Genomic DNA, 24,525 nt, shown 5'->3' with positions numbered 1-24,525 from the left:
AGTCTGAATACGAGGATCGGCGTTGGGATCTGCTGTCGAGAGAGTCCGACGACCTGTGTCGTATTTGTCCGTTTTATAGCTATGGATATATTAATGAAATCCTGTCTAGTCGCATGTTTCTTCCTTCTGTTTTGCATTTCGCCGGCCCAGGCCGCGCCTCCAGATATTCCGCAGCAACTGGCCGATTGGTCCGGCTGGGTGCTGCACGATCACATTGATAAAGACTGTACGCCGGCCCATGACGGAACCGGTGCGAAAGTGTGCCTTTGGCTTGGCGCGCTGGAGTTGGATCTGGAGATAAAGCGCCTGGACTTTCGTTTCCAGGCGGAAAGCCAGTATGAGGGCTGGCTGCCGTTGCCGGGCTCCGCTCAATTTTGGCCTCATGAAGTGAAGCTGTCTGGTAATCGGGTGGCGGTCATTAATGTGGACGGAGTGCCTTCGGTGTGGCTGCAGCCAGGGAGTTACCGGGTTCAGGGGCGTATCAGTTGGGAGCAGTTGCCGCAGAGCGTGCCCTTGCCGAAAGCATTCGCCATGACTAGGTTGACCGCTGTAGCGGCGCTGGAAGGGCGCGCATATGTGGACAGCGGTTCCGCGCTCTGGCTGGTGCGCGATCAATTGCAGGCGAATCTGCAGCCGGATTCTTTGAAAATCAACGTATTCCGCAAGTTAATCGATGATGAGCCAAAACTCCTGGAGACGCGTCTGCAGCTTGACGTTTCCGGTGGTGAGCGGGAAGAGGTGCTGGGCGGCTTCCGCCTGTCAGGTTGGGAGCAAGTCTCTCTGACCAGCAACCTGCCTGCCCGGGTGGAAAAGGATGGACGTCTGCGAATTCAGGTGCGCCCGGGGTCCTGGACGCTGGTGGCGCGCTTTCGGCAGACCACTCGCGCGGATGCATTCTCCATGGAGCCAGAGCCGGGGGGCGTATGGCCTGACTCAGAGCTGTGGGTGGTGGAGACGCAGCCGCAACTGCGCCGCGTGGAAATAGACGGGCGCGCCGTCGACCCGCAGCAGACGCTGTTGCCTCAGGAGTGGCGGTCTTTGCCGGCGTTTCGGGTGGCGGAAGGCTCGCCGCTGGATCTGAAGGAAATTGAGCGGGGGCTCACTTCTTTATCAGGGAATCGTATTCGCCAGCAAACCCAGGGTTGGCTGGCGTTCGATCAAAGTCGCTGGATATGGCGAGACCGCCTGACAGGTGAAATGTCGCAGGGCTGGCGCTTGGAGCAGGGAGCGCCTTATGAATTGGGTAAGGTGGATTTGTCAGGTCAGGCGCAGCTGGTCACGCAATCGCGCCAGGGCGCCAATAGAGGCGTCGAAGTGCGACGCGCTAACCTGGATATGACGGCGGTCAGCAGCGCGCCAGTGGAGCGCGAAACCGCGGCGTTTGTGATCCCGGCCAGCGGTTGGCGCGATGACAGCGGCAGTCTGAGTCTGGAAAATGTCTCCAGTGACGTCAATCTACCGCCGGGATGGTGGCCTTTGGCTGCATCCGGCGTAGATCGAAGTGCGGGAACCTGGTTTGATCGATGGTCTTTGTGGGACTTGTTCCTGCTGCTGCTGATTACTGCGGCGGTGGCGCGTTTGGAGGGCATAATCTGGGGGCTGGTGACGGCTGTGGCTTTAGGGTTCGCTTATCACGAAATATATGCGCCAGTGGCGGCATGGTTGTTGTTGATCATTCCCAATGCGTTATTGCGGGTGGTTCGTCCCGGCTGGATGTTGAAGCTGGTGACTGGTTGGCGTTGGGGCGCCCTGCTGATTTTGGCGGGCATGCTGCTGAACTACGGGGTGGCGCAGGTGCGTATGGCGATCTACCCGCAACTGGAGCGTGACTCCGGCGTGGCTTATTTTGTGGACCGCGGAGCGATGGCTCCTGTGGCGGATATGGAAATGGATATGGAGCCCGGCTATATGGCGGAGGAGTTGATGGAGTCGGCGCCGCCTGTTCCGATGAGTGCGCCGATGTCGTTGAAGTCGCGCGAGCCAGAGGATGTGGCCCCGGAGGCTCCGGCGCCCACCGGGCCAGGGGTGCCGGACTGGAGTTGGAAAAAAGTGAATCTTACTTGGCAGGGGCCGCTGAGCGGTGATGAAAGCGCTAAGTTGTATGTGTTGAGCCCCGTCCAGACAGGGGTTGCGCGAATTGTCCATTTCGCGCTGCTGGTGGTGCTGTTGGCGTGTCTGGTAGGGCGACGCGGTGGACGTAGCGATAAGGGCGGGGATGACTCGCCGCAACCTGGCGTCACCACCAAGCTGGCGGGACTGGCGTTATTGGCGCCTCTGGCCTTGATGACGCCGGCGGAGCCGGTCCATGCCGATACCGGTTACCCCAGTCCGGAAATGTTGCAGGCGCTGGAGCAGCGCCTGACTGCGCCGCCTGCCTGTACTCCTCGTTGTGTGGACGTCAATTCCGCGAACCTGATTCTGGATGGTTACAGTCTGACCTTGTCGCTGGAGGTCAGTTCATTGCAGCCGGTCGCTTTGCCTATTCCGGCTCGCGCTGGTTTTTGGCGGCCAGAGAATGTGTTTGTCAACGGTAAGCGTTGGGATCGTTGGAGCGCAGGAGAAGATGGCGTCTGGCGCATTCCGCTGGAGGCGGGCGTACAGGAAGTGGTGCTGGAAGGCAGCGTACGGGAAGTGGATCAGTTTCAGCTGGCGTTTCCCCTGCGTCCGCACCGATTTTCGGCGAAAGTGGCGGATTGGTCGATGTCCGGCGCTGGCAGTAACGAGCTGCTGAGCTCCAATATTAAGTTTGAGCGCACCAGCGTCAGTCAGCGCAGTTCGGAAGCGCGGCAATCTCTGTTTCAAGAACCTGCGCCAGCCTTCGTTAAAGTCTATCGGGAGCTGGATCTTGGTCTGAAGTGGCGGGTGCGCACTCGCGTGGAGCGGGTGGCGCCTTTGCGGGGTACGGTTTCGGCCAGCATTCCGCTGTTAATGGGGGAGTCGGTGACTTCGGGAGAGATTGATGTCAGCAATCAGCGGGCATTGGTGACCTTGGACGATCGGCAGAGCAGCCTGGAGTGGGTGTCCACCTTGAGCTTCCGTCAGCGTATCGAGTTGCTGGCTCCGACGAATAGCGCATGGAGCGAGCATTGGTCGATTCTGGTGGGGCCGCAGTGGAGTCTGGAGTACACCGGGCCTGCGCCATACGAAATTATTCAGTCCGGCTATTGGCGGCCAAAGTGGCGGCCTCAGCCGGGAGATTCGTTGTTCTTATCTGTTTCCCCCAATAAGGCGGTTGAAGGCCGCATGCTGACGGTGGACAGCTTGAATTTGACCGAGACGGTTGGCGGCAAGCAGTTGCAATTCGTGGCGGATATTCGTTTGCGTACTTCCCGCTCCCAGCGCTATAGCTTTGATTTGCCGGACGGCGCGGTTTTGGATGCGGTAGAGCTGGATGGAAGAAATGTCGCCCGCGGCGAAGAAACCAAACGGGTGGATGTGGTGCTTGGTTATGGTGAGCAGCATTTAAGTATTCGCTGGCATGAGGAGGCGCCGGGCGCGCAGTGGCGTTATCAAACGCCGGCGCTGCAGTTGCCGGCGCCGGTCAGCAATATACAGTTGCAGATTCAACTTCCAGACCGCTTGTGGCCATTATGGGTGAGTGGCCCTCAGATGGGGCCGGCTATTTTGTTCTGGGGCGTATTGGCGGTGATGTTGCTGTTGGCCTCAGTGCTGGGTTGGCATGGCGGCAATCCGCTGGGCGTGGGGCGCTGGGCTGTGCTGGCGGCAGGCGCGGCTTTGGGTTGGGTGCAGGGCCTGTTGGTGCTGGCGGTTTGGTTTTATGCGTTCAATTACCGTTACGAGCTGGCGCATGGTATGCCGCGCTGGGGGCGTAGACTGTATAGCGCGCTGTTGGTTTTGCTGACCCTGGCAGTGCTGGGGTGGGTGATCGCCAGTATTCCCAAAGGTTTGATTGGTCAGCCTGCGGATTATGTCGCCGGCAACGGGTCTTATGCAGGTCAGCTACGCTGGTATCAGGATGCGGCTGCGGGCGAACTGCCGACGGCGGCCGTCTGGACGGTTCCTGTGCTGTTCTATCGGGTGGCGATGCTGGTTTGGTCGCTCTGGCTGGCCTTCGCCATGATCAACTGGTTGCGCTGGGCCTGGGAAAAATTCTCTGAGCGCTTGCCTGAGGCGCCGTCCAAGCCTGGGCGTAAGGATAAAAAAGCGGACGGGGGAAAAGCAGGTGAGAATTCTTCGCAAAACCAACTGGCCAAGCCGGAATCTCCCGTATAGGCTATGTTCAGTGTTTGTGGTCGCTGCCGACGCCACGCGCCGGCAGCCGTACAGAATCGGATAACGCGGTTACTTGAGTGAAGTATGAATAAAGAAGAGTTTAATGAAGGATTATTGGCGTTTCTTGACGCCTCGCCAACCCCTTTTCATGCGGTCGCCAATATGGTGGAAATGCTGGAAAAAGCGGGTTTCAAGCGTTTACACGAAGAGTATGAATGGTCGCTGCAGGCCAATGAGCGTTACTTTATTACGCGTAACGGCTCCTCGCTGATCGCATTCGGCGGCGCGCAGGGACCATTGGAAGTCAGCGGCGCCAGAATGTTTGGCGCGCATACCGACAGTCCCTGTCTGAAAATCAAACCGAACCCGGAGCTGCTGCGCAAAGGCTATTATCAGCTGGGCGTCGAGGTGTACGGCGGCGTGTTGCTGAATCCCTGGTTTGATCGTGAATTGTCTCTCGCAGGCCGGGTGACCTATCTGAGCGGCGCGGGGGAAGTGAAAAGCACGCTGATCAATTGGGAGCGCCCCATTGCGATGATTCCCAGCCTGGCGATTCACCTGGACCGGGAAGTGAACAACAGCCGCTCCATCAATCCCCAGAAAGACCTGCCGGCGGTGCTGATGCAATGCCGCGCGGACAGTCCGCCTGAGTTCCGTGGTTTGCTGCTGGAGCAAGTCAAGCAGGAGCATCCTGAGTTGGATGCGGAGCGCGTGCTGGATTATGAGTTGTGCCTGTATGATACCCAGCCGGCCAATATTCACGGCCTGCAAAAAGAATTCCTGAGCTCTGCGCGTCTGGATAATTTGCTGAGTTGCTATATTGGGCTGCAGGCGTTGTTGGATGCAGGCTCCAGTCAACCTTGTTTCCTGGTCTTCAATGACCATGAAGAGGTAGGTAGCGTGTCCGCCGAGGGCGCGCAAGGGCCTTTCCTGCGCTCAGTGTTGTTGCGCATTGCGGAAGATGAGGCGCGTTTGAGCCAGATGATCAGCCGGTCCATGATGTTTTCCGCTGACAACGCCCACGGCGTGCATCCCAATTATGCGGATCGTCATGATGAGAATCATGGGCCTTTGCTGAACAGTGGGCCAGTCATCAAGGTGAATTCGAATCAGCGTTACGCCACCAACAGCATCACCAGTTCGTTCTACCGTCGTCTCAGTGAGGAGCTGAAACTGCCTTATCAGGTATTTGTGGTGCGGACGGATATGGCATGCGGCAGCACCATCGGACCGCTCACGGCGGCGGAATTGGGCGTCAAAACACTGGATATCGGCGTGCCGCAATTTGCGATGCACTCTATCAGGGAAACCTGTGGCAGCGCTGATCCGTTGACCTTATATGAAGTCAGCAAGTTGTTCTTCAATACGGTGACGCTTCCGCAGGCGTGACGTGATAAGGCCAGGGGAGGCGAGATAGTCCAGGGATGGGCTCACTTGTATAAAGAGGGGGGCGCTTAAGGGGAGCGTAGAAGGAAAGATATCAGCGTCGCGCCGTTTTTGTAGCGAAAGCGCACGGGAAATAATATAGCTGGATGCTAATTATGGGTTTTGAATTTGGAAAAAAGAAATTAAGAAGGGATGTGAAAAAAGTGGTCGGGGTAGAGAGATTCGAACTCCCGACATCCTGCTCCCAAAGCAGGCGCGCTACCAGACTGCGCTATACCCCGAATGATCTTGAAGATCCGAAAAAGTTGGCTCCCCGAGCTGGACTCGAACCAGCGACCCAATGATTAACAGTCATTTGCTCTACCAACTGAGCTATCGGGGAACGTCATTTTCGAGGCCGCAATAATAATGACATGGGACTATCTCGTCAACCTTTTCTATTATTAAAAACGACGGAAGTTGAAAAAAATTTTAAATCGGTGGGGAGAGGCTATGGAAATCAAGAAGCTGGCGGAGATTAAAAAGATATTGCTGGTTGTGGACCCGACCAAGGAAAGGCAGGAAGTCATTCCCCGTACGATTCGCCTCGCCAAGGCGCTGGGCGCGGAAGTGGAGCTGATGGTGGCGGAATATCAACGGGCGCTGGAGTCCAGTTATCCCTTCGACGCCAAGGCGCTTAGTTCGGCTAAGGACAGTTGTCTGGCCAGTCGCGAACGCTGGCTGGAGGCCTTTGCGGAGCAGATGCGCGCCCACGGCATCGCCGTCACCCAGCATGTGCGCTGGGAGAAGCCTCTCTACAAAGCGGTAGTGGAACGTTGTCGCGAGACACAAGCGCAACTCATTATCAAGGCCACCCATCATCACTCCATCCTGCAGCGGGCGTTATTCACCAATACAGACTGGCATTTGATGCGGGATGCGGATGCGCCAATCTGGTTTGTGCGGGAGGAACATCGCTGGGATGGACATATTCAAGTACTGGCGGCGGTGGACCCGATAGAGGTGGAGGGCTCAGTTAATAATCTGAATCCCCGCATTTTGGACATCGCCCACGAAATTTCCTGTCGCCTGCCTGCGGAACTGAACGTCGTGCACGCCTATGAGCCGATACCTACCGGCATGTTGGTGGAATTTGACGCCATCGTCGCCGATTACGAGGAATATCGCGAGAAAGTGAAGTCCAAGCACCAAAAGGCGCTGGACCGCCTGCTGGAAAACTATGTGGAGTCAAGCACGCATGTGTTTTTCGAAGAAGGCTCGCCGGAGAAAGTGCTACCCGCCTGCGTCAATCAGCACGGACATGATCTGGTGGTGATGGGCGCGGTATCCCGCAGCGGCGTGGACCGCATTTTTATCGGCAGCACGGCGGAGCGGGTGCTGGATCATCTGGAATGTGACGTGCTGGTAATCAAATAAAGGCGCCAACCGGCCGTGCAGTTAACGACGCTTAACAAGTCTTAAAGCGGCCGACGTTTTCCTGCAGCTGCGATGACAGCTGATTGATATTCTCGCTGTTGGAGGAGGTGGTGTTCACCTGCAGCCAGCTTTCATCCAGTAGCGTCTCCAAAGTATGCATGCTTTGCGCGATGCCTTCCGCGTGCTTGGCCTGTTCCTCGGTAGTTTTGGCCACTTGGTCGATCAGGTCGCTGGCCTCTGCAATGCCGCTGTTGGTCTGATCTACGGTCACCGCCAGCGTGCTCATCTGCGACACGCTGTTTTGCGTCATGCTGTTGCTCAGGTTGATCATTTTTTCTGTTTCTTGCGCGTCTTTTTGCAGGCCTTCCATGATTTCGCGGATTTCTTCGGTGGAGTCCCGAGTGCGCAACGCCAATTGCCTGACTTCATCCGCCACTACGGCGAAGCCGCGACCATGCTCGCCGGCGCGGGCGGCTTCGATAGCTGCGTTTAGCGCGAGCAGGTTGGTTTGCTCGGCGATATTGTTGATGACCTGCAGCACTTCCGAGACTTTCTGGCTGCTGCTGGCCAAGCGTTGCATGGAGGCGTAAGAGGTCTCCATTTGCTGGGCCAGTTTGGAAAGCGTGTCCGTATTGTTCTGCAGCAAGCGCTTACCATTATCCGACTGTGAGGCGATGGATTGCGCGATTTCCAGCAATTTGCCCGCCTGCTGGGCGATATCCCGGAAACTGTGGGAGATCAGTTGTGTGGATTCGGATACGGTGACGAATTCGGCTTTTTGTTGCTCCAGGCAGTTTTCGCCCTGATGAGCCACATCCTGCAAGGATTCCGCTGATTGTCCCAGCTCCTGAGATTTGTCATTGATGCTGATGCATATCTGCTGAATCAGCTCGATAAATTGGTTGAACGCGCGCGCCAGACGGCCAAGTTCATCCTGGCCAAGGTATGTCAGGCGCCGGGTGAGGTCGCCGCCGCCTTGGGCGATGTCTTCCATTGTGGCGACCACATCTTTAATGGGCTTGCTGATCAGACGCGACACCAGCGCGGTCAAAACGCTGGAAATGACCAGCGTGACGACCAGAAAGAGCAGCATTTTCACGATATTGGAGTCCAGGGATTCCGCAATGTATCCACTGACGCTGCGCAAGTCGCTCCAGATGCTGGCCTGCTCTTCCGCCACAACGTTCAGGGTGTCGTTGACCAAAGGACGCAGTTCGCTGTCCAAGAGGCTGTTCTGAGTGCGGGCGACGTCGAAGATGGTTTTTGCTTTGCTTTCAAACTGTTTCACCAGGCCATCTATTTCACCAATCCATTTTTCATGCTCCGGCTTGCGCAAGTGTTTTTTCAGGTCGATCACCGCATTTTGCGCCCCATAGACTTCCATCAAAAAAGCGTCGGTTTCTGTGGGCGAGCCGGTGCGCATGAACGCGTTCAGGTTAATGAGCGCGGCCTGTATATGGTTGCTGACCAGGATAGTCCATTGAATCAGCACCTGAGCGCTGGAAGGGTCCAGGGTCACCCTGATGTTATTGGAGAGCTCCAGGGTTTTCGGCACGATTGTTTCCTGCACGGTGGCGATACTGCTGCGTAACTCACGGTTTTTGGGCAGCAGATTGTTGCGAAACAAATCGTCGATGCGCAGGCTGGCGGTTTGCAGGGCGTTGGCGCTTTTCAGTTTGCTGAAATTGGCGTCGGAAAAGTACTCTTGCGCCTGCGCGCTGGCCTGATTGTATTCTTCCAGTGTTTTATCGTTAGGCGTGCGCAGATACTGCTGCTGCAGGCTGGCGCGGGTGGACAGATTGGCGCTGAGCTCGCTGGTCAGGCGCGCTGTCGGTTCGATGACGGTGGAAAAGTGGTTGGCGCGGGTGGTGATTTCCCGTAGAGATGAGATCACTATCAGCGCATAAGCCAGCAACAGAATCAGTATCAGCGCCGGAACCAGACTCAACTTCAGCATCAATGGAAGATTCTGCAGACGCATTCCGCACCTCAGTTATTACATCGCTATTGGCCCGCCGGGGTCATACCGCTCAGCAGGCTTATCAGCAAATCATGGATTTTTTTCGCTTGCGCATACAGGCTGTTCAGGGAGGCGTTGGCTTCCCCCTCGGGCGCCGGGCTGCGCTGTTCGATATTGAGGCCGGCTTTCATGCGGTGGATCTCCGCCAGCACGCTGCGCGCGCCGTCGTAAACATCCAGCACGGTCAAGGCGCCGCTGGGGATGGCTTCCGGACTGGTGGGCTCCACCTCCAGATTGCGCTGCAGTCTGCCGAGCAGGTGATAGTCCTGGTACAGCGCCAGCATCACGTCACGGATACTCTTGTCGCTGTACTGATCCTTTTGCGGCTCGGAAAATTTGAGGTTCTGCGCACGGGCCAGCAGCCTCAGCTCATCTTCGATCAGCTTGAATTGTTTTTGCGTATCGCCGATATCCGGCGGCGGGGCTAGTACGGATAAAACATTGGTGAGCTTCCACAGGCTTTGATAGACATCGGCGCCGGACTTGCCCAAAGGGCGTTCAAATTCCGCTTCCGTACTGATGGACTTGGTTTCCAAAATGGCGTTGAGGCCCTGGTCCGCTTGTTCTAATAGCTCGTATACGTCTTTAGGTCTGAAAATCTGGAAGGGGAGCTGTTTATCTTCGATGGGAGAAAGGTTATTCAGCGTCATCAACTGACGAATCTGCGCATAGGCGTCCAGCGCCTTTGCATAGACCTGATTGGGCAACTTATCCTGAAACACCGGCGCGTCAGATTCGTCAACAGACTTGTTCTGAGCGGCGATCAGACGCTTGGCCTTGATCTGCATTTGTTCGCTGATCTGGAAGACGTTGTTGTTATTGATTATCGCCGCGCCGACATGGCCGCTGAATGCCCATGCCGCCAGCAGGCACAACAACCATCCCGGACGAATTCGCGGGGTCACCATATAGCCAGCCTCAATAGTATGACTTACTTTAAGACTAGCAATAGCTATAAAGAGTGCAAATAAGCGTCGCTTGGATCAATGACTTAGCAGAGAATTTAAATGCGGCAATACATTTTCCACCAGTTGCGGCTGGCCCTTGGCGTTGGGGTGAATCCCGTCGGACTGCATCAAACTGGGATCAAGCGCGACATTATCCAGCAGGAAGGGAACTAACGTGACTTTTTGTTCACTGGCCAGGTCTTGGTAGATCTGATGGAATCCTTCAGCATAAGCCGGTCCATAATTGGGCGGAATGCGCATGCCGATCAGCATGGCCTTTGCGCCGGCGTCAGCGATGCTATCCAGCATAGCCGCCAGGTTGTCTTTAATGATGTTGAGGGGGAAACCACGCAGGCCATCGTTACCACCCAGTTCCAGAAGGACGATATCCGGTTTGTGCTCCTTCAATAACGCTGACAGGCGGGCGCGGCCGCCGCCGGTGGTTTCGCCGGAAATGCTGGCGTTGATCAGGGTGAGGTTGGGGTAGGTGGCGCTAAGCTCGTTTTCCATCAGCGTAATCCAGCCGGATTCCAGGGGGATGCCATAAGCGGCGCTGAGACTGTCCCCTAACACGACAATTTTTACTGGTTGCGATTTATCTGTGACAGCCTGTGTGATAGGGCTTACCATCAGGCAACAGAGCGCAAACAGAGTCCAGACGGACTTGATGACATGACGTTTAAACAGATTGAGGAATGAGGTTGCTGGCATGACTTCGGTTGATGTGCTTGAGGTTAAATCGCTTACGAAAAGTGTCTCCAATGGTAGCGGGCGTTTGGATATATTGAAAGGCGTCGATCTGCAAATCAAGGTGGGGGAGTCGTTGGCGATTATCGGACGCTCCGGCTCCGGCAAGACCACACTGCTGAGCATCATGGCGGGCCTTGATCTGCCGTCAGCCGGTCAGGTGCGTATGCTGGGCAAGGATCTCGCGCAACTGGATGAGGACGGTCGCGCCGCTATTCGCGCCCAACATGTCGGTTTCGTTTTTCAATCCTTTCAGCTCATTCCCACCATGACAGCTCTGGAAAATGTGATGTTGCCGCTGGATCTCGCCGGCGTTGCGGAAAGTCGCGAGCGGGCGCGGGACTGGCTGGACCGAGTGGGGTTGCTGGAGCGAGAGGGGCATTACCCGCGCCAGTTGTCCGGAGGCGAGCAACAGCGGGTCGCCGTAGCCAGAGCTTTCGCCACGGAGCCGGATATTCTGTTTGCGGATGAGCCTACCGGCAATCTGGATCTGGAAACCGGGCAGCACATCATGGATCTGCTGTTTGATCTGAATAAACAGCATTCCACGACATTGATTCTGGTTACTCACGACCGTGAACTGGCAGGCCGCTGCGGTCGATCTCTGGCCCTGGATCAGGGCGTTCTGGAGATGGCGTAATGATGAACTCTATGCGTCCGCTGCAACTTTGGCTGCGAGAATGGCGGCAACCCTCGTTTCGTCTGTTATGGCTGGCGTTGTTCGTCGCGGTGCTGACCGTGGCGTCGATCACCGCTTTTACCGGTCGCTTGAAAGCCGTATTCGACGACGGCGCTTCCCGCTTTCTGGGAGGCGATCAGGTCATTGAGAGCTCAGGCGATCTCTCAGACGCCTGGGTGGATGAAGCGCAAAAACTGGGCCTGGAGACGGCGTTTACGCTGGAGTTCTCCACCATGCTGAATAACGGCGACCAGTTTCAACTGGTGGCTGTAAAAGCCGTGGATAAAGGTTATCCGCTGAAAGGCGAGGTTGGCGTGGTGACCCAGGCTGGCGCGTCGGCGCAAACGGTTCATCATGGGCCGGCGCAAGGTGAGGTCTGGCTGGCGCCAAGACTGTTTTCCCTGCTGGGCGTGGAGCTGGGAGACAGGGTCGGCGTTGGCCGTAAGCAGTTGACCATTACCGGGTTGCTGGCGAAAGAGCCCGACCCTTCGTTTTCCTTTATGAACGTGGCGCCGCGGGTATTGATGAGCTACGAGGATGTCGCCGCCACCGCAGTGGCCCAGCCCGGAAGCCGATTGAAGTATCGCCTTCTGCTGGCGGGGGAGGAGCGGCTGCTGGAGCAGTTCAACGCAGACATCTCGTCTTCACTGACGGCCTCTGAGCGGATTGTCTCCGCCAAGGACGGTCGCCCGGCGGTGTCGCGGGCGATTGAGCGGGCGGAACGTTACCTGTTGCTGGGAGGCGTATTGGGGGTATTGCTGGCGGCGGTGGCGCTCACCGTCACGGCGCAGTATTACGCGCAACAGCAAAAAGACACGGTCGCTCTGCTGAAAACCTTGGGCTGCCGCAGTGGCCAGTTACGTATGCGCTTTGCGTCATTACTGTTGATTTCCGCCGCCAGCGCCTCGGTTTTAGGGCTGGCGTGCGGGTTGTTATTTGAGCAATGGGCGGTATGGGCCATGGGCGACATGCTGCCGCCGCTGCAGAAATCACTGCCTCTGAACTGGGTCTGGTTGCCGTTGCTGACGTTGGCGATTGTGCTGGCGGCGTTCGCCTGGCCGGTGTTTCGGGCTCTGGCCAAACAGCCGCCCATGTTTATTCTGCGTCAGGCGGCGGCCAATGCGGACTTTCAGCGCATGCTCGGGTTCTCTAAGTCGCGTATGTTGTCCGCCCTGGTCGGATTTGCGGCGTTATTGATGGTCTACAGCGGTGAACTAACCATCGTCGCTGCTGTATTGATTGGACTGGCGGCGATGATCGCCATAGCGGCCTGGTTGATGAAAATGTGGGTGAAGCTGCGTCCGCCGCGCCGCACGGTCACGCCAGGCGCCCTGCGGGCAGGGGCCGATCAGTTGAAGCGTCGCCCCTGGTCAACGGTGCCGCACGTACTGGCGCTGGGCAGCGCCTGGGCTTTGCTGCTGACGTTATTTCTGGTGCGGACGGAGTTGGTAGACAACTGGCGGGCGCAAATTCCAGAAAACGCGCCCAATCATTTCTTCATTAACATCGCTCCTTATGAAGTGGAGCCGATGCAAACGCTGTTCGAGCAAAACCAGATTGCTGCGGCGCCACTGTACCCGATGGTGCGGGGTCGCCTGACCCACATCAACGGCGATCCTGTGCGTACAGTGGTGAGCAAGGAGAGAGAGGTTGGCGCGCTGAACCGGGAGCTTAATCTTACCTGGATGGCGGAATTGCCCGAAGATAATCGCATCGTGCGCGGCTCCTGGTGGGACGCGTCGTCGAGCGTGGCCGTCAGTGTCCCTGGCGTCTCCATCGAAAGCCAATTGGCGCAGCGTCTCGACGTAAAGCTGGGAGATGCCCTGACTTTCCAGATCGGCGGCTCCGTGCTGGAATCGAAAGTGCAGAGCATTCGCAGTGTGCAATGGGACAGCCTCAAGCCCAACTTCTACATGGCTTTCGCGCCTGGCGCGCTGGATAGCTTCGCCGCCACCTATCTGACCAGCGCTTATCTGGGCGATAACAAGACTGAAATGGTGAATCGGGTCAATCGACAGTTTCCCACGGTATCTGTGCTGGAACTGGATCAATTTGTCGTGAAAGTGCGTGAAGTGATCGCGCAGGTGTCGCTGGCGATTGAGGCGCTGTTGGCGCTGATTTTTGCGGCGGCGCTGTTGGTGGTGGCGTCTTTACTGGCGCGCGAGGCCCCCTCCCGGCGTGCGGAAACAGCGTTGTTTCGAGCGCTGGGCGCGCACCGGCGCGTCGTGATCGGCGCGACTGTAGGCGAGTTTAGTCTGATCGGCGCTTTCGCCGGCGTCATGGGCGTCATCGTGGCGGAAAGCATAGCGGGCTTCCTGCAATATCGCTTATTTGAGCTGCCTTTTAGCCTGCACTGGGAGCTGTGGTTGCTGGCGCCGTTAATCAGCGCCGGCGCGACCGCGGCGTATGCATACTGGTGTTTGCGGGGCGCTCTGTTGGCTCCGCCTCATGCGACCTTGCAATCTGGCTTTGTGGAGTAGGCTGGCGTCGATGGCGGAGGCGGTTGCTCGGGCGTACAGGCCTAATAAAGCGGTAGATAAGTATCTGCGTGAGTATGCGGAAGCGGAAAGCCAAGGGTTTGAGGGGATTGAGGAGCGGTGGCGCGCCGCTTTGGTCATTCCTGCATTCGCGGAGGACTATCAAAGGCTTAAGCGTGTTGCAGAGGCTCTAACCAAGACTGACTGCCTGCAAATCTGGGTAATCAATGCGCCTGTGTCCGCGGAAGCGGATGCATTGGCGACGACTCGGGAGTGTTTGCGACAAGCCCAAAACGAAGGTCGCACGTTGTGGCGTCGCGCCAATTTGCAGTTGGTGGAGACTGCCGGGCGCTCAATTCTTCTGGTGGATCGATGCGCCGAGGAAGCCTTGATTCCCAAAGAGTCAGGGGTGGGGCTGGCCCGAAAAATAGGCGGCGACATCGCTTTGGCTTTGGTCGTGGCGGGCTATCTGCAAACCCCGTGGATTCATTTCACTGACGCTGACGCCGAACTCCCCTCCGATTATTTCGAGCAAGCGCCGCAGCAGGCTGGTGACGCCGTGGCGCTGGTTCACCCTTTTCGTCACCGTGGCGAAGGCGACGCCAGACAGCAGCTATTGATGCAACTCTATGAAAGTAAGCTGCGATACTACGTGGCGGGCTTGCAGAAAGCGGGGTCTCCCTACGCCTTCCACACTATCGGCAGCACCCTGGCTTGTCGCACGGACGCCTACGCCATGGTGCGCGGCATGCCATTACGGGCGGCGGCGGAGGATTTTTATTTGCTGAACAAGCTCGCCAAGCTTGGGCCGATAATGCAGACAAAAGGCGGCGATATCGTTTTAAGCGGGCGGCTCAGCCGCCGGGTTCCCTTTGGCACCGGACCCGCGTTGCAAAAGGCGTTGGAAGGCGATGGGGCGGTGTTTTTTTATCACCCGGCGACCTACCAGTGCTTGCGCATACTTCTGCAATCTGTAACGGCGCTATGGCGTCTGCGGGAGCAGCCGGAAGCGGCGCTGGCTGATATCTCCTCGGAGCTGGGCGCTTATACCGGACGGGAAGATTTGGCGGGTAGCGCTCTGGAGGCGTTCGCTATTGCCGGGGCGGTGCGCCGTTTTGCTGCGCAATCCTCCACTGAGCAAGCCTTTCGTCGCCACTTTCACTGCTGGTTCGACGGATTTCAGACACTTAAATGGATACACTGGTGGCGGGATAATCTGTACCCCAGTATTCACTGTGATCATGACGAGCAAGTATACGCTTTGATGAACGATATAGAGGATAAGGACGAAGTATGAGTCAAGCCTCACTCTCTGGTATGGCCGATGTAAGAAATTCGCCGCCGGAGTCTCTGTTGATGAAGTTGATTCCCTGGGAATACGCCGCTGAGCCGGGAATGACGATTCGAGGCTGGCGCAGCCGCCCCTCGGGCAAACCGGTCTTGCACTTCATGCACGGCAACGGTTTTTGTGGGTTGACCTACGAGCCGTTGTTACGCCTGCTCGCCGAGCATTACGACCTGTTTCTTAGCGATGCGCAGGGGCACGGCGACAGCGACGCTGGCGACGCATTTCGCGGCTGGAATGCAACGGCGGAAACCGCCTACGCCGCCTGGCGGCGTTTTCGTGCGGATTATGGCGCGGTTCCTGCGTTAGGTGTGGGACACAGCTTTGGCGGCGTATTGACCACGCTGATCGCCGCCGCCCACCAGGATGCGTTTGATCAGGTGGTGGCGCTGGACCCGGTTTACTTCACGCCAACCATGTTGCGAGCGCTGACCGCCTATCGCTGGCTGCGATTACGCGCGCCAAATCCCTTGGCGGCGCGGGCGGAAAATCGACGCGATGGCTGGGATGATATGGCGGCGGCGCGTAAGTATTTTGAGGGGCGCGGCATGCTGAAAGGGTGGCGCGACGATGCGTTGGAGGCTTATATCCAACATGCGCTGCAGGAAACGGAGCGGGGGGTGGCCTTGAAGTGCCCACCCCGTCTGGAAGCGGCGGTGTTTGCGACTTTTCCGGAGAAGTTGTGGCCTTCCATTAAAAAAGCGCGGCGGCCTATGGCGATTATTTATGGAGAGAGCACATACCCTTTCGTGGTGAAATCAGCGCAGCGGGCGGCGTCGATAAACCCCAACGTACGGTTGCAGACCCTTCCTGGCGGGCATTGCTTTATGCAGGAAGATCCGGACGCCGCCTTCACGCATATTATGGCGCTGGCGGCGTCCGCTGCGGGTTAGCGCAAACGATAGCTTTGCAGGCGGGTGAGCAGCGATAAGTCCTTGCGCTGCGCCGCCTCTGTCGCTATGGCGCAGAATACGGGCTTGGCTTGCTGGCCGGGGCCGGCGGCGCCCAAGGTGAGGGTGTTCTGCTTCATGACCCAGCCGCTGGCGTTTATCAGGGCGACTTCGACCACAATATTATTCACCTCTAATGCGCTTTGATTGCTATAGGTAATGAAAGCGCGGCCTTGTTTGTCCTTCAGAGTCTGAATTTGCAAATAGCGTTCGGGGTTTTTGGGCAGGTCCAAACGCGATAGCTTTTGTCTGGCTTCCTGGCCATAAGCCCCGGAGGCTTCAGCGGCGGCGCTGTAGTGGCTGATGGCTGCGGCGGAGTTATTGCTTTGCGCTTCGATATCTCCCAGCGCCAGATTGGCGACGGAAGTCGGTAGCAAGTCATTGGCCCGGCGCAGGTCCTGCGCGGCTTTGGCGCTGTCGCCCAACTCTTTGTAGGTCAGGCCGCGCTTGAGAGGGTGGGCGAAGTATTCCGGATTAAGCGACACCGCTTTGTCGTATTCTTTTAAGGCCGCGGATTCTTTGTTCTGCTTTTTATAGATATCGCCGCGCAGGGAGTAAAACATCGCCTCTTCCGATTCCAGTTTGATGGCCTGATTGGCCAGCTGCAGCGCTTTGTCGTCGTCGCCTGCTTTCAGCGCTTTTACGCCCTTGTCGTAAGCATCATAGGCGGGTACGGTTTTTCGCAGGCGAGCCGTCGCTCTCATAAAGGCGTCTTCGCCGCGATAGTTCGACTGGGGCAGCGTCAGGGCTGTACGGCGGTTTTCCTCCACGCGCTCAGGGGAGGGCGGGTGTGAGGCGAATAATCCTTCCAGCCAATTCTGTGATTGCCCCTCGGAAAGTTTCATGAACAGTTGCTGCAACTCCACCGCCGCCTGGGTGTCATAACCGGCGGCGGCCATGTATTGCATGCCATAGTGGTCGGACTCCAACTCATGATCCCGCCCATATTTCGCTACCGCCATGGCGGCTCCGCCCACCAGAATGTCGCGATAGTCCTGGTTGTCCAGCGCCAGACCCAAGCCAGCCACGCCGGCTGATATGAGCAAATTTGACTGCATGCGCTTGGCGCTGTGACGGGCGGCGGCGTGAACGATTTCGTGACCGAGCACGGCGGCCAGTTGCGCCTCGTCATCCAGTTTCGCCAACAGCCCGCGGTTGATGGCGATCTTGCCGGAGGGCAACGCCCAGGCGTTGGGAACGGAATTATTGAGTACGACGAATTCGTAGGGCAGATCGGGGCGGTCGCTGACTTTGGCGAGCTTTTCACCGACTTGGCGCACATAGAAGGTCAGCTCTGGATCAAGATAATACAGCCCGCCCTGGGATTGCTGAGCGGGCTGGTATTGCTCTTGTCCCAGGCTCATCTCCTGCTGCTCGCTGATGATCATGATTTCGCGTTTGCCAGTGACCGGGTTCACGCTGCACCCTTGCAGCAGGATCAAGATTAAGCACAGGCTACAAGTAAAGAGGCGTAGCATTCTCTTCTCCAAGCGTCTAAATGAATTTCTACAAAAAATGGTCAAAAATAGTATCAACGTATCTAACGATTAAGGTGTTATGAATCTACTGGATTATATTGCTCTCGTCTGGTTTTTATTGAATTGCGTCGGTTACACCTATTATTCGGAACACCGCGCCAAAACCCGGCCCTGCTTATCCAATACATTGGATTTGTATCGCGCCGACTGGATGCGCCGCACGCTGATGCGCGACGCGCGCATCGCCGACGCCTCCGTGGTCGGCAATCTGGAGCGCAATGGCGCTTTTTTCGCCTCCAGCAGCCTGTTGATCCTGGCGGGTTTGATCACGGCTATAGGGTATACGGACAAAGCCATGTCCGTCTTTAGTGATCTACCCTATATCGCGCAAACGGGAAAGTTTATGTGGGAACTCAAACTGGTGGTGCTGTGCGCGGTGTTTGTGTACTCCTTTTTTAAATTCACCTGGTCCATGCGCCAATACAACTTCTGCGGGGTGCTGATCAGCAGCGCCCCGTTGACCTATGAAGATAAGGTCAGCTCCGGCGCTCGCGAGGCGCTGGCCAAGACCGCCGCCAGGGTGGCGAATCTGGCCGGGGATTCTTTTAACCTGGGTTTGCGTTCATACTATTACGGACTCGCCGTGTTGACCTGGTTTATCCATCCGCTATTGTTCATGGCGATAACCAGCGCCGTGGTGGCCATCCTGTTTCAACGGGAGTTCCGGTCCCGCGCCCTTAAAGCGTTGCGCGCCGGTAAAACCTTTGAGGATGCAGCGGCGGGGAACGAGTAATCGCGGAGCGTCGACGATATTTGCGTGTGACGTCGCCGCGGTTGAATTACTTCTGCGTCATTGATGTCTGGAATTGATGAAATCCGGGCGTCGTTGCGCAGGTAGCTCATTCAATTTAAATAGCGACGGATAACTGAAACATGCAGCAGTACGAACCCTGGGAGAACGATGAGCTTCGTTTCGGCCGGGTATCGAGGTTTCTGGATAGCCTTAATCAATGCCGAGAACTTGGCGTCAAGGTCACCTGCGCCAATGCAGATGGTCTGGAGCTGGAACTGCCCTATAGCGAACATATTGTCGGCGACACCGATACGGGCGTCATTCATGGCGGGGCCATCACTACATTGATGGATACCGCCTCAGGCGGCAGCGTCTTGTGTTGCCTGCCGGAGCTGGAGCTGTGCCCCACTCTGGATCTGCGGGTAGACTATATGCGTCCGGCGCAGCCCGGCAAAACTGTCTTCGCACGCGCCCGTTGTTATCGGGTGACCGGTACGATCGTTTTCACTCGCTGTGAAGCCTTTCAACGGGGCCCGGACACGACGGTGGCCAACTGCGTCGCCACGTTCATGCGGATTGGGCGTGATGCGTCCCCCGATTGGTTCTGGGAAAAGATCGAGGGCAGGAAGTAATCATGGAGTCTTTACAGCAACACGTCGCCCAGGCGCATCGTAGCGGCGACTACAACAAGCTTCTGGAGCTGATTCCCTACGCCAGCACGTTGGGCGTGCGTTGCGAACGCTTCGGTAACGAAGTGGTGTTTATCCTGCCCAAACGTGAGCAGAATCTGGGGAATCCTATTTTGCCGGCGATTCACGGTGGTGTGATTGGTGGGTTCATGGAGCTGTCCGCCGCCTTCCATCTGGCGATTTTCCTGGAAATCGACACCTTTCCACGTATTGTCGACTTTTCTTTGGACTATCTGCGTGCGGGTCTGTATCAGGAGACCTATGCGGAATGCAAACTGACTCGTCGCGGCAATCGGGTCGCCAATGTCAGCGTCAGCGCCTGGCAGAAAAAGCGTAAAGACCCTATCGCATTGGCTCGGGCGCATTTTTTGCTCGGCTGAGCCGCTTTGTAGAGCCGTGGGTCCTTGCCTACGGCTTTTCTCTACTCTCCTTATATATAGATATAGCGCTTCTAGCGCTTTCTTTTTGCGTGGATCTTGTCTTACTTGTCGACGAGGTTGCTGCATTCCGCCGGTTAAGGACTTTTCTGCTAGACGGAGGCGACCACTTCACAATGAATTTCACCGTCGCTGAGACGGGCTTTGACTTTCTGTCCCGTGCGCACCTCTTTCTCGCTGCGAATAATCTGGCCATTTTCGTCGGATACGATGGCGTATCCTCGCGCCAGGGTGGCGATGGGGCTGACCGCCTCCATGTGCCCACACAGCTTGGCGAAATGCTGAGACTTGTGCCTTAACACGGACAGGACAGCGGTCTGCAAGCGGTGATTGAGGGCGTCCACCGTGGCGTAGCGGTTTTTTAAGGATTGCCGGGGACTGGACGCCAGCAGGCGGTCACGTAGATGCGTCAATTGATTACGCCGGACGGATAGCAGGTTTTGCGCCTGCCGATGCAGACGCACCTCCAGATCGTCCAGACGCTGGGCTGACTCCTGCAGGCGACGGCCGGGGTGTTTGAGTCGCCCCCTGAGTTGATTAAGTCGCAACCCTTCCTGTCGCAACAGGCGCTGCGCGGCGGCGTCGAGCCTTTGTTCGTAGATCAGGAAGCGATGTTTCCACTCAGCTTGATCCGGACTTACTTTTTCCGCGGCGGCGGAAGGCGTAGGCGCGCGCAGATCGGCGACCAGATCGGCGATGGTGATGTCGGTTTCATGGCCGACGGCGCTGACGACAGGAATGGCGCTCGCGGCGATGGCGCGGGCCACAGGCTCCTCGTTGAAGGCCCATAAGTCCTCTAATGAGCCGCCGCCGCGACCGACGATCAATACGTCGCAGCAATTCAGCCGGTTGGCGCTTGCTATCGCGGCGACAATCGCGGGTCCGGCTTCTTTGCCTTGAACCGGGACCGGAAATAATAGCACTGGAATGGCGGGGAAGCGTCTCTCCAATACAGTGAGAATGTCGCGTACGGCCGCGCCGGTCGGAGAAGTGATCACGCCGACTTGCTTGGGCATGGCTGGTAACGGACGCTTGCGGCTCTCCTCAAATAGCCCTTCACGAGACAGCTTGAGTTTCAGCTCCTCAAACGCGCGCCGCAGTTCGCCTTCCCCCGCCAGTTCCATGCTCTCAGCAATCAACTGAAACTCACCGCGTCCTTCATAAAGACTGACCTTTGCGCGTAAAGTAACCGCCTCGCCATCCCGGGGGCGCTGCTTCACAAACATATTGCGATTGCGGAACATGGCGCAACGCACCTGGGCTTTGTCGTCCTTTAGTGAGAAGTACCAATGTCCTGAGCTGGGGCAGCTGAAGTTGGAAATTTCACCCGTCACCCAGACCTGCATGAAGCTGACTTCCAAAAGTCGGCGCACTTGGCGGTTCAATTCGGTGACGGAGAAGGGAGAATGGGGGCTGAGTTCGCTCATTATGCTGTATTTTTATCCAACTCTGTGGGTTGTTTTGCCTGTTTGAAGAGGAAAAACAGAATTTCTTAGAGAAATGCGGGTATTAGGGAAGTCCGTAAGTTTACTGATTATGCCTTAAAATTTATAATAGTCCGATTAACTTATTTGCAAGCAAAAAGGCGATTCATATGCTGCGCATAGCTCAAGAAGCGCTAACCTTCGACGACGTTCTCCTCATTCCCGGTTATTCTGAAGTCCTGCCCAAAGACGTCAGCCTGACTACCCGACTTACCCGCGACATCACGATCAATCTCCCCCTTGTCTCCGCCGCCATGGATACCGTAACGGAAGCCCGTTTGGCTATCGCATTGGCGCAGGAAGGCGGCATCGGCATCATTCATAAGAATATGACGATTGAGCAGCAAGCGGCGGAAGTGCGCATGGTGAAGAAATTTGAAAGTGGTGTGGTGAAAGACCCCATCACTGTTTCACCGAGCAACACGGTCAGTGAAGTCCGCGCCATCACCATGGCCAATAATATTTCTGGTCTGCCGGTGGTGGATGGTAAGGATCTGGTGGGCATTATCACCGGTCGCGACATCCGTTTTGAAAACAACCTGAACAAGAAAGTTCAGGAACTGATGACGCCGAAAGAGAAGCTGGTCACCGTCACCGAAGGTTACGACATGGAAACGGTGAAGAACCTGCTGCACCGCCACCGTATCGAAAAAGTGTTGGTGGTGAACAACGAGTTCGAGCTGAAGGGCTTGATCACGCTGAAAGATATTCAGAAAGCGCAGGACTACCCGCGCGCATCCAAGGACGAGCAAGGGCGTTTGCGCGTCGGCGCTGCTGTTGGCACTGGCGAAGGCACTGACGAGCGTATCGCCGCATTGGCCGCCGCCGGCGTAGACGTCATCGTGGTCGATACCGCGCACGGTCACTCCCGCGGCGTGTTGAATCGCGTGCGTTGGGTGAAGACTCATTTCCCTGAAGTACAGGTTATCGGCGGTAACATCGCCACCGGCGAAGCGGCGCTGGCGCTGGTGGAAGCCGGCGCAGACGGCGTTAAAGTGGGCATTGGTCCCGGCTCTATCTGTACTACCCGTATCGTTGCAGGTATCGGCGTACCGCAAATGTCAGCCATTGCAAATGTGGCGGCGGCGCTGAAAGACAGCGGCGTCCCCTTGATCGCAGACGGCGGCATCCGCTTCTCCGGCGATATCGCCAAGGCAATCGCCGCTGGCGCCTCCAGCGTTATGGTTGGCGGCCTGTTGGCGGGAACGGATGAATCTCCTGGTGAAGTAGAACTGTATCAAGGCCGTAGCTACAAAGCCTATCGTGGTATGGGGTCTCTGGGCGCCATGGCGCAAAGCCAGGGTTCCAGCGACCGCTATTTCCAGGACGCCAGCTCCGGCGTTGAGAAACTGGTGCCGGAAGGTATTGAAGGGCGCGTCGCCAGCAAAGGCCCACTGACCAATGTGGTGCACCAGCTGATGGGCGGTCTGCGTTCCTCCATGGGCTACACCGGTTGTGCAACCATTGAAGAAATGCGCACCAAGCCCCAGTTCACCCGCATTACTAACGCCGGCATCCATGAGAGCCACGTTCACGACGTGACGATCACCAAGGAAGCGCCGAACTATCGTTCCGGCTGATAGGAACGCTCGGGTTGATGATGGCGCTTAGGCAATTCTTGTCAGGCGCGGCCCCTAAAACGGGTCGCGTGTCGAGGTTGGGCGCTGCGGCGCCTAGTAATATCGGCTGGCGCCGAAAAGATGTTTTTAAACTATGGCGGGGCTGAAAGGCCCCGCCCTTGTTTCTGTCTGAGGAAGGCTTCGAATGTCCGAAAATATTCATTCCCATCGTATTTTGATCCTGGATTTCGGTTCTCAATACACGCAGTTGATTGCTCGCCGGGTTCGCGAAATCGGCGTTTACTGCGAAATTTACCCCTTCGACATGAGCGAAGCGGATATTCGCGAGTTCAACCCGAAAGGCGTGATCCTGGCTGGCGGTCCCGAGTCCGTGACAGAACTGGGCTCACCGCGCGCGCCGGAATGCCTGTTCAACATGGATCTGCCTCTGTTGGGCATTTGCTATGGCATGCAGACCATGGCGGAGCAGATGGGAGGCAAGGTTGCAGGCTCGAATGTGCGGGAGTTCGGCTATGCGCAGGTGAAGATCGAGCGCTCCGAAGACGGTTTATTTGAAAATATCAAAGATCATGTGGCTGAAGACGGCAAGCCCCTGCTGGACGTCTGGATGAGTCACGGCGATAAAGTGGTGGCTTTGCCGGAAGGCTTTGTGATCAGCGCTTCTACGCCTAGCGCGCCTATCGCCGCTATGCAGCATGAGAGCAAGCCCTGGTTTGGCGTGCAGTTCCATCCGGAAGTCACCCACACTCTGCAGGGGCGTCGCATGCTGGAGCGCTTCCTGGTGAATATCTGCGGATGTAAGCAACTGTGGACGCCGGGACGCATCATTGAAGACGCCATCACCCAGGTGCGTAATCAAGTAGGGCAGGACAAAGTGCTGTTGGGTCTATCCGGCGGCGTGGACTCCTCAGTGGTTGCGGCGCTGCTGCATCGCGCCATCGGCGATCAGCTGACCTGCGTGTTTGTGGATAATGGCCTGCTGCGCCTGCATGAAGGCGATCAGGTTATGGACATGTTCGCCAAGAACATGGGCATCAAAGTCGTGCGCGCCAATGCGCAGGATCAGTTTTTGAGCAAGCTGGCGGGAGAAAACGATCCCGAGCGCAAGCGTAAGATCATCGGCCACACCTTTATCGAAGTGTTTGATGCGGAAGCGGCCAAAATCAAGGACGTGAAGTGGTTGGCGCAGGGCACTATCTACCCGGATGTTATCGAGTCCGCCGCCGCGAAAACCGGTAAAGCCCATGTCATAAAATCCCACCACAATGTTGGCGGGTTACCGGAAGACATGGAAATGCAACTGGTTGAGCCGCTGCGCGAACTGTTCAAGGACGAAGTCCGTAAGATCGGACTGGAGCTGGGACTGCCGTATGACATGGTGTATCGCCATCCTTTCCCGGGGCCGGGACTGGGCGTGCGCATTCTAGGCGAAGTGAAAAAAGAATATGCGGACATCCTGCGTGAAGCGGATGCGATTTTCATAGAAGAACTGCATCGCGCGGAGTTGTATCACAAGGTGTCGCAGGCGTTTGCAGTATTCCTGCCGGTTAAGTCTGTCGGTGTGGTGGGCGACGCCCGTCGCTATGAATACGTCATCGCGCTGAGAGCCGTAGAAACCATCGATTTCATGACTGCACGCTGGGCGCATCTGCCTTATGAACTATTGGAAAAGATCTCCAATCGTATTATTAATGAGATTTCCGGCGTATCACGAGTGGTTTACGACGTTTCGTCCAAACCGCCTGCTACTATTGAGTGGGAGTAGTTTTGTTTGAGCAAGTTATGGCCTCGTAAGAGGCTTTAGCTTGCTCAGTCCCTTCAACCCTTTCCCCTTCGATTAAGGCTAAGCGCCAAACATAATAAC

17 protein-coding genes and 2 tRNA genes are annotated in these 24,525 nt (G+C 56.8%); 12 read left to right on the top strand and 7 right to left on the bottom strand.

Annotated features, from left to right (window positions below):
* The first annotated feature begins 93 nt into the window (after nt 1-93).
* Nucleotides 94-4,233 carry a hypothetical protein gene (locus tag HCH_RS22270; protein WP_041598863.1) on the top strand — a complete coding sequence of 1,380 codons (4,140 nt, stop codon included), beginning with the start codon at nt 94-96 and terminating at the stop codon, nt 4,231-4,233.
* Nucleotides 4,234-4,317: 84 nt separating this feature from the next.
* Nucleotides 4,318-5,622: a M18 family aminopeptidase gene (locus HCH_RS22265; RefSeq protein ID WP_011398712.1), complete on the top strand. Its 1,305-nt coding sequence runs from the start codon at nt 4,318-4,320 to the stop codon at nt 5,620-5,622.
* A 201-nt stretch (nt 5,623-5,823) separates the two neighbouring features.
* On the opposite strand, the gene HCH_RS22260 is transcribed toward HCH_RS22265, so the two are convergent.
* Nucleotides 5,824-5,900: transfer RNA gene (locus HCH_RS22260), tRNA-Pro, on the bottom strand.
* 25 nt (nt 5,901-5,925) lie between these two features.
* A tRNA-Asn gene (locus HCH_RS22255) sits at nt 5,926-6,001 on the bottom strand.
* Between the two features lie 110 nt (nt 6,002-6,111).
* Between HCH_RS22255 and HCH_RS22250 the strand changes: the two genes are divergently transcribed.
* A complete protein-coding gene (locus tag HCH_RS22250) occupies nt 6,112-7,035 on the top strand; it encodes a universal stress protein (protein ID WP_011398710.1) in 924 nt (307 codons plus the stop codon).
* Nucleotides 7,036-7,066: 31 nt separating this feature from the next.
* On the opposite strand, the gene HCH_RS22245 is transcribed toward HCH_RS22250, so the two are convergent.
* The 3 genes from HCH_RS22245 to HCH_RS22235 all read right to left on the bottom strand — a co-directional run bounded on the left by HCH_RS22245 (nt 7,067) and on the right by HCH_RS22235 (nt 10,713).
* A complete protein-coding gene (locus tag HCH_RS22245) occupies nt 7,067-9,016 on the bottom strand; it encodes a methyl-accepting chemotaxis protein (RefSeq protein WP_011398709.1) in 1,950 nt (649 codons plus the stop codon).
* 23 nt (nt 9,017-9,039) lie between these two features.
* Nucleotides 9,040-9,963, bottom strand: a complete 924-nt coding sequence (locus HCH_RS22240) for a hypothetical protein (RefSeq protein ID WP_011398708.1) — start codon at nt 9,961-9,963, stop codon at nt 9,040-9,042.
* A 75-nt stretch (nt 9,964-10,038) separates the two neighbouring features.
* A complete protein-coding gene (locus tag HCH_RS22235) occupies nt 10,039-10,713 on the bottom strand; it encodes an arylesterase (protein ID WP_083769813.1) in 675 nt (224 codons plus the stop codon).
* Here HCH_RS22235 and HCH_RS22230 point away from each other — a divergent pair.
* From HCH_RS22230 to HCH_RS22215, 4 genes are read left to right on the top strand one after another with little or no spacing between them, the layout of a single operon-like run.
* Nucleotides 10,712-11,389: an ABC transporter ATP-binding protein gene (locus HCH_RS22230; RefSeq protein WP_011398706.1), complete on the top strand. Its 678-nt coding sequence runs from the start codon at nt 10,712-10,714 to the stop codon at nt 11,387-11,389. The genes HCH_RS22235 and HCH_RS22230 overlap by 2 nt on opposite strands.
* Complete coding sequence (locus tag HCH_RS22225; RefSeq protein ID WP_011398705.1) at nt 11,389-13,908, top strand: ABC transporter permease; 2,520 nt, start codon at nt 11,389-11,391, stop codon at nt 13,906-13,908. Before HCH_RS22230 ends, HCH_RS22225 begins: the two co-directional genes overlap by 1 nt.
* Nucleotides 13,877-15,202: a hypothetical protein gene (locus tag HCH_RS22220; RefSeq protein ID WP_148212643.1), complete on the top strand. Its 1,326-nt coding sequence runs from the start codon at nt 13,877-13,879 to the stop codon at nt 15,200-15,202. Before HCH_RS22225 ends, HCH_RS22220 begins: the two co-directional genes overlap by 32 nt.
* Entirely contained in the window at nt 15,199-16,143 is a 945-nt protein-coding gene (locus HCH_RS22215; RefSeq protein WP_011398703.1) for an alpha/beta fold hydrolase, read from the top strand. The genes HCH_RS22220 and HCH_RS22215 overlap by 4 nt, the downstream gene beginning before the upstream one ends.
* Here the strand turns inward: HCH_RS22215 and HCH_RS22210 are convergent.
* Complete coding sequence (locus HCH_RS22210; RefSeq protein WP_238384921.1) at nt 16,140-17,618, bottom strand: M48 family metalloprotease; 1,479 nt, start codon at nt 17,616-17,618, stop codon at nt 16,140-16,142. The genes HCH_RS22215 and HCH_RS22210 overlap by 4 nt on opposite strands.
* A gap of 139 nt (nt 17,619-17,757) precedes the next feature.
* Between HCH_RS22210 and HCH_RS22205 the strand changes: the two genes are divergently transcribed.
* From HCH_RS22205 to HCH_RS22195, 3 genes are all read left to right on the top strand, one after another.
* Nucleotides 17,758-18,471: a DUF599 domain-containing protein gene (locus HCH_RS22205; RefSeq protein WP_011398701.1), complete on the top strand. Its 714-nt coding sequence runs from the start codon at nt 17,758-17,760 to the stop codon at nt 18,469-18,471.
* Nucleotides 18,472-18,611: 140 nt separating this feature from the next.
* Nucleotides 18,612-19,103, top strand: a complete 492-nt coding sequence (locus HCH_RS22200; protein WP_011398700.1) for a PaaI family thioesterase — start codon at nt 18,612-18,614, stop codon at nt 19,101-19,103.
* 2 nt (nt 19,104-19,105) lie between these two features.
* Nucleotides 19,106-19,540: a PaaI family thioesterase gene (locus tag HCH_RS22195; RefSeq protein WP_011398699.1), complete on the top strand. Its 435-nt coding sequence runs from the start codon at nt 19,106-19,108 to the stop codon at nt 19,538-19,540.
* Nucleotides 19,541-19,689: 149 nt separating this feature from the next.
* Here HCH_RS22195 and xseA read toward each other — a convergent pair whose 3' ends face one another.
* Nucleotides 19,690-21,024: an exodeoxyribonuclease VII large subunit gene (gene xseA / locus HCH_RS22190; protein WP_011398698.1), complete on the bottom strand. Its 1,335-nt coding sequence runs from the start codon at nt 21,022-21,024 to the stop codon at nt 19,690-19,692.
* A gap of 167 nt (nt 21,025-21,191) precedes the next feature.
* Here xseA and guaB point away from each other — a divergent pair, with 167 nt between their 5' ends.
* A complete protein-coding gene (gene guaB / locus HCH_RS22185; RefSeq protein ID WP_011398697.1) occupies nt 21,192-22,661 on the top strand; it encodes an IMP dehydrogenase in 1,470 nt (489 codons plus the stop codon).
* 184 nt (nt 22,662-22,845) lie between these two features.
* A complete protein-coding gene (guaA, locus tag HCH_RS22180; protein WP_011398696.1) occupies nt 22,846-24,426 on the top strand; it encodes a glutamine-hydrolyzing GMP synthase in 1,581 nt (526 codons plus the stop codon).
* Nucleotides 24,427-24,525: the final 99 nt, after the last annotated feature.

The organism is Hahella chejuensis KCTC 2396, assembly GCF_000012985.1.
GTDB classification, from domain to species: domain Bacteria; phylum Pseudomonadota; class Gammaproteobacteria; order Pseudomonadales; family Oleiphilaceae; genus Hahella; species Hahella chejuensis.
The sequence above is the reverse complement of the archived record's forward strand: the minus strand, read 5'-3'. Positions and strand labels throughout refer to the sequence as shown.

Excerpts from the sequence above, each read along its gene's own strand:
- HCH_RS22270 (WP_041598863.1), top strand. The coding sequence starts at position 94 with ATGAAATCCTGTCTAGTCGCATGTTTCTTCCTTCTGTTTTGCATTTCG.
- HCH_RS22265 (WP_011398712.1), top strand. The coding sequence starts at position 4,318 with ATGAATAAAGAAGAGTTTAATGAAGGATTATTGGCGTTTCTTGACGCC.
- HCH_RS22250 (WP_011398710.1), top strand. The coding sequence starts at position 6,112 with ATGGAAATCAAGAAGCTGGCGGAGATTAAAAAGATATTGCTGGTTGTG.
- HCH_RS22245 (WP_011398709.1), bottom strand. The coding sequence starts at position 9,016 with ATGCGTCTGCAGAATCTTCCATTGATGCTGAAGTTGAGTCTGGTTCCG.
- HCH_RS22240 (WP_011398708.1), bottom strand. The coding sequence starts at position 9,963 with ATGGTGACCCCGCGAATTCGTCCGGGATGGTTGTTGTGCCTGCTGGCG.
- HCH_RS22230 (WP_011398706.1), top strand. The coding sequence starts at position 10,712 with ATGACTTCGGTTGATGTGCTTGAGGTTAAATCGCTTACGAAAAGTGTC.
- HCH_RS22235 (WP_083769813.1), bottom strand. The coding sequence starts at position 10,713 with ATGCCAGCAACCTCATTCCTCAATCTGTTTAAACGTCATGTCATCAAG.
- HCH_RS22225 (WP_011398705.1), top strand. The coding sequence starts at position 11,389 with ATGATGAACTCTATGCGTCCGCTGCAACTTTGGCTGCGAGAATGGCGG.
- HCH_RS22220 (WP_148212643.1), top strand. The coding sequence starts at position 13,877 with ATGCGACCTTGCAATCTGGCTTTGTGGAGTAGGCTGGCGTCGATGGCG.
- HCH_RS22215 (WP_011398703.1), top strand. The coding sequence starts at position 15,199 with ATGAGTCAAGCCTCACTCTCTGGTATGGCCGATGTAAGAAATTCGCCG.
- HCH_RS22205 (WP_011398701.1), top strand. The coding sequence starts at position 17,758 with ATGAATCTACTGGATTATATTGCTCTCGTCTGGTTTTTATTGAATTGC.
- HCH_RS22200 (WP_011398700.1), top strand. The coding sequence starts at position 18,612 with ATGCAGCAGTACGAACCCTGGGAGAACGATGAGCTTCGTTTCGGCCGG.
- HCH_RS22195 (WP_011398699.1), top strand. The coding sequence starts at position 19,106 with ATGGAGTCTTTACAGCAACACGTCGCCCAGGCGCATCGTAGCGGCGAC.
- xseA (WP_011398698.1), bottom strand. The coding sequence starts at position 21,024 with ATGAGCGAACTCAGCCCCCATTCTCCCTTCTCCGTCACCGAATTGAAC.
- guaB (WP_011398697.1), top strand. The coding sequence starts at position 21,192 with ATGCTGCGCATAGCTCAAGAAGCGCTAACCTTCGACGACGTTCTCCTC.
- guaA (WP_011398696.1), top strand. The coding sequence starts at position 22,846 with ATGTCCGAAAATATTCATTCCCATCGTATTTTGATCCTGGATTTCGGT.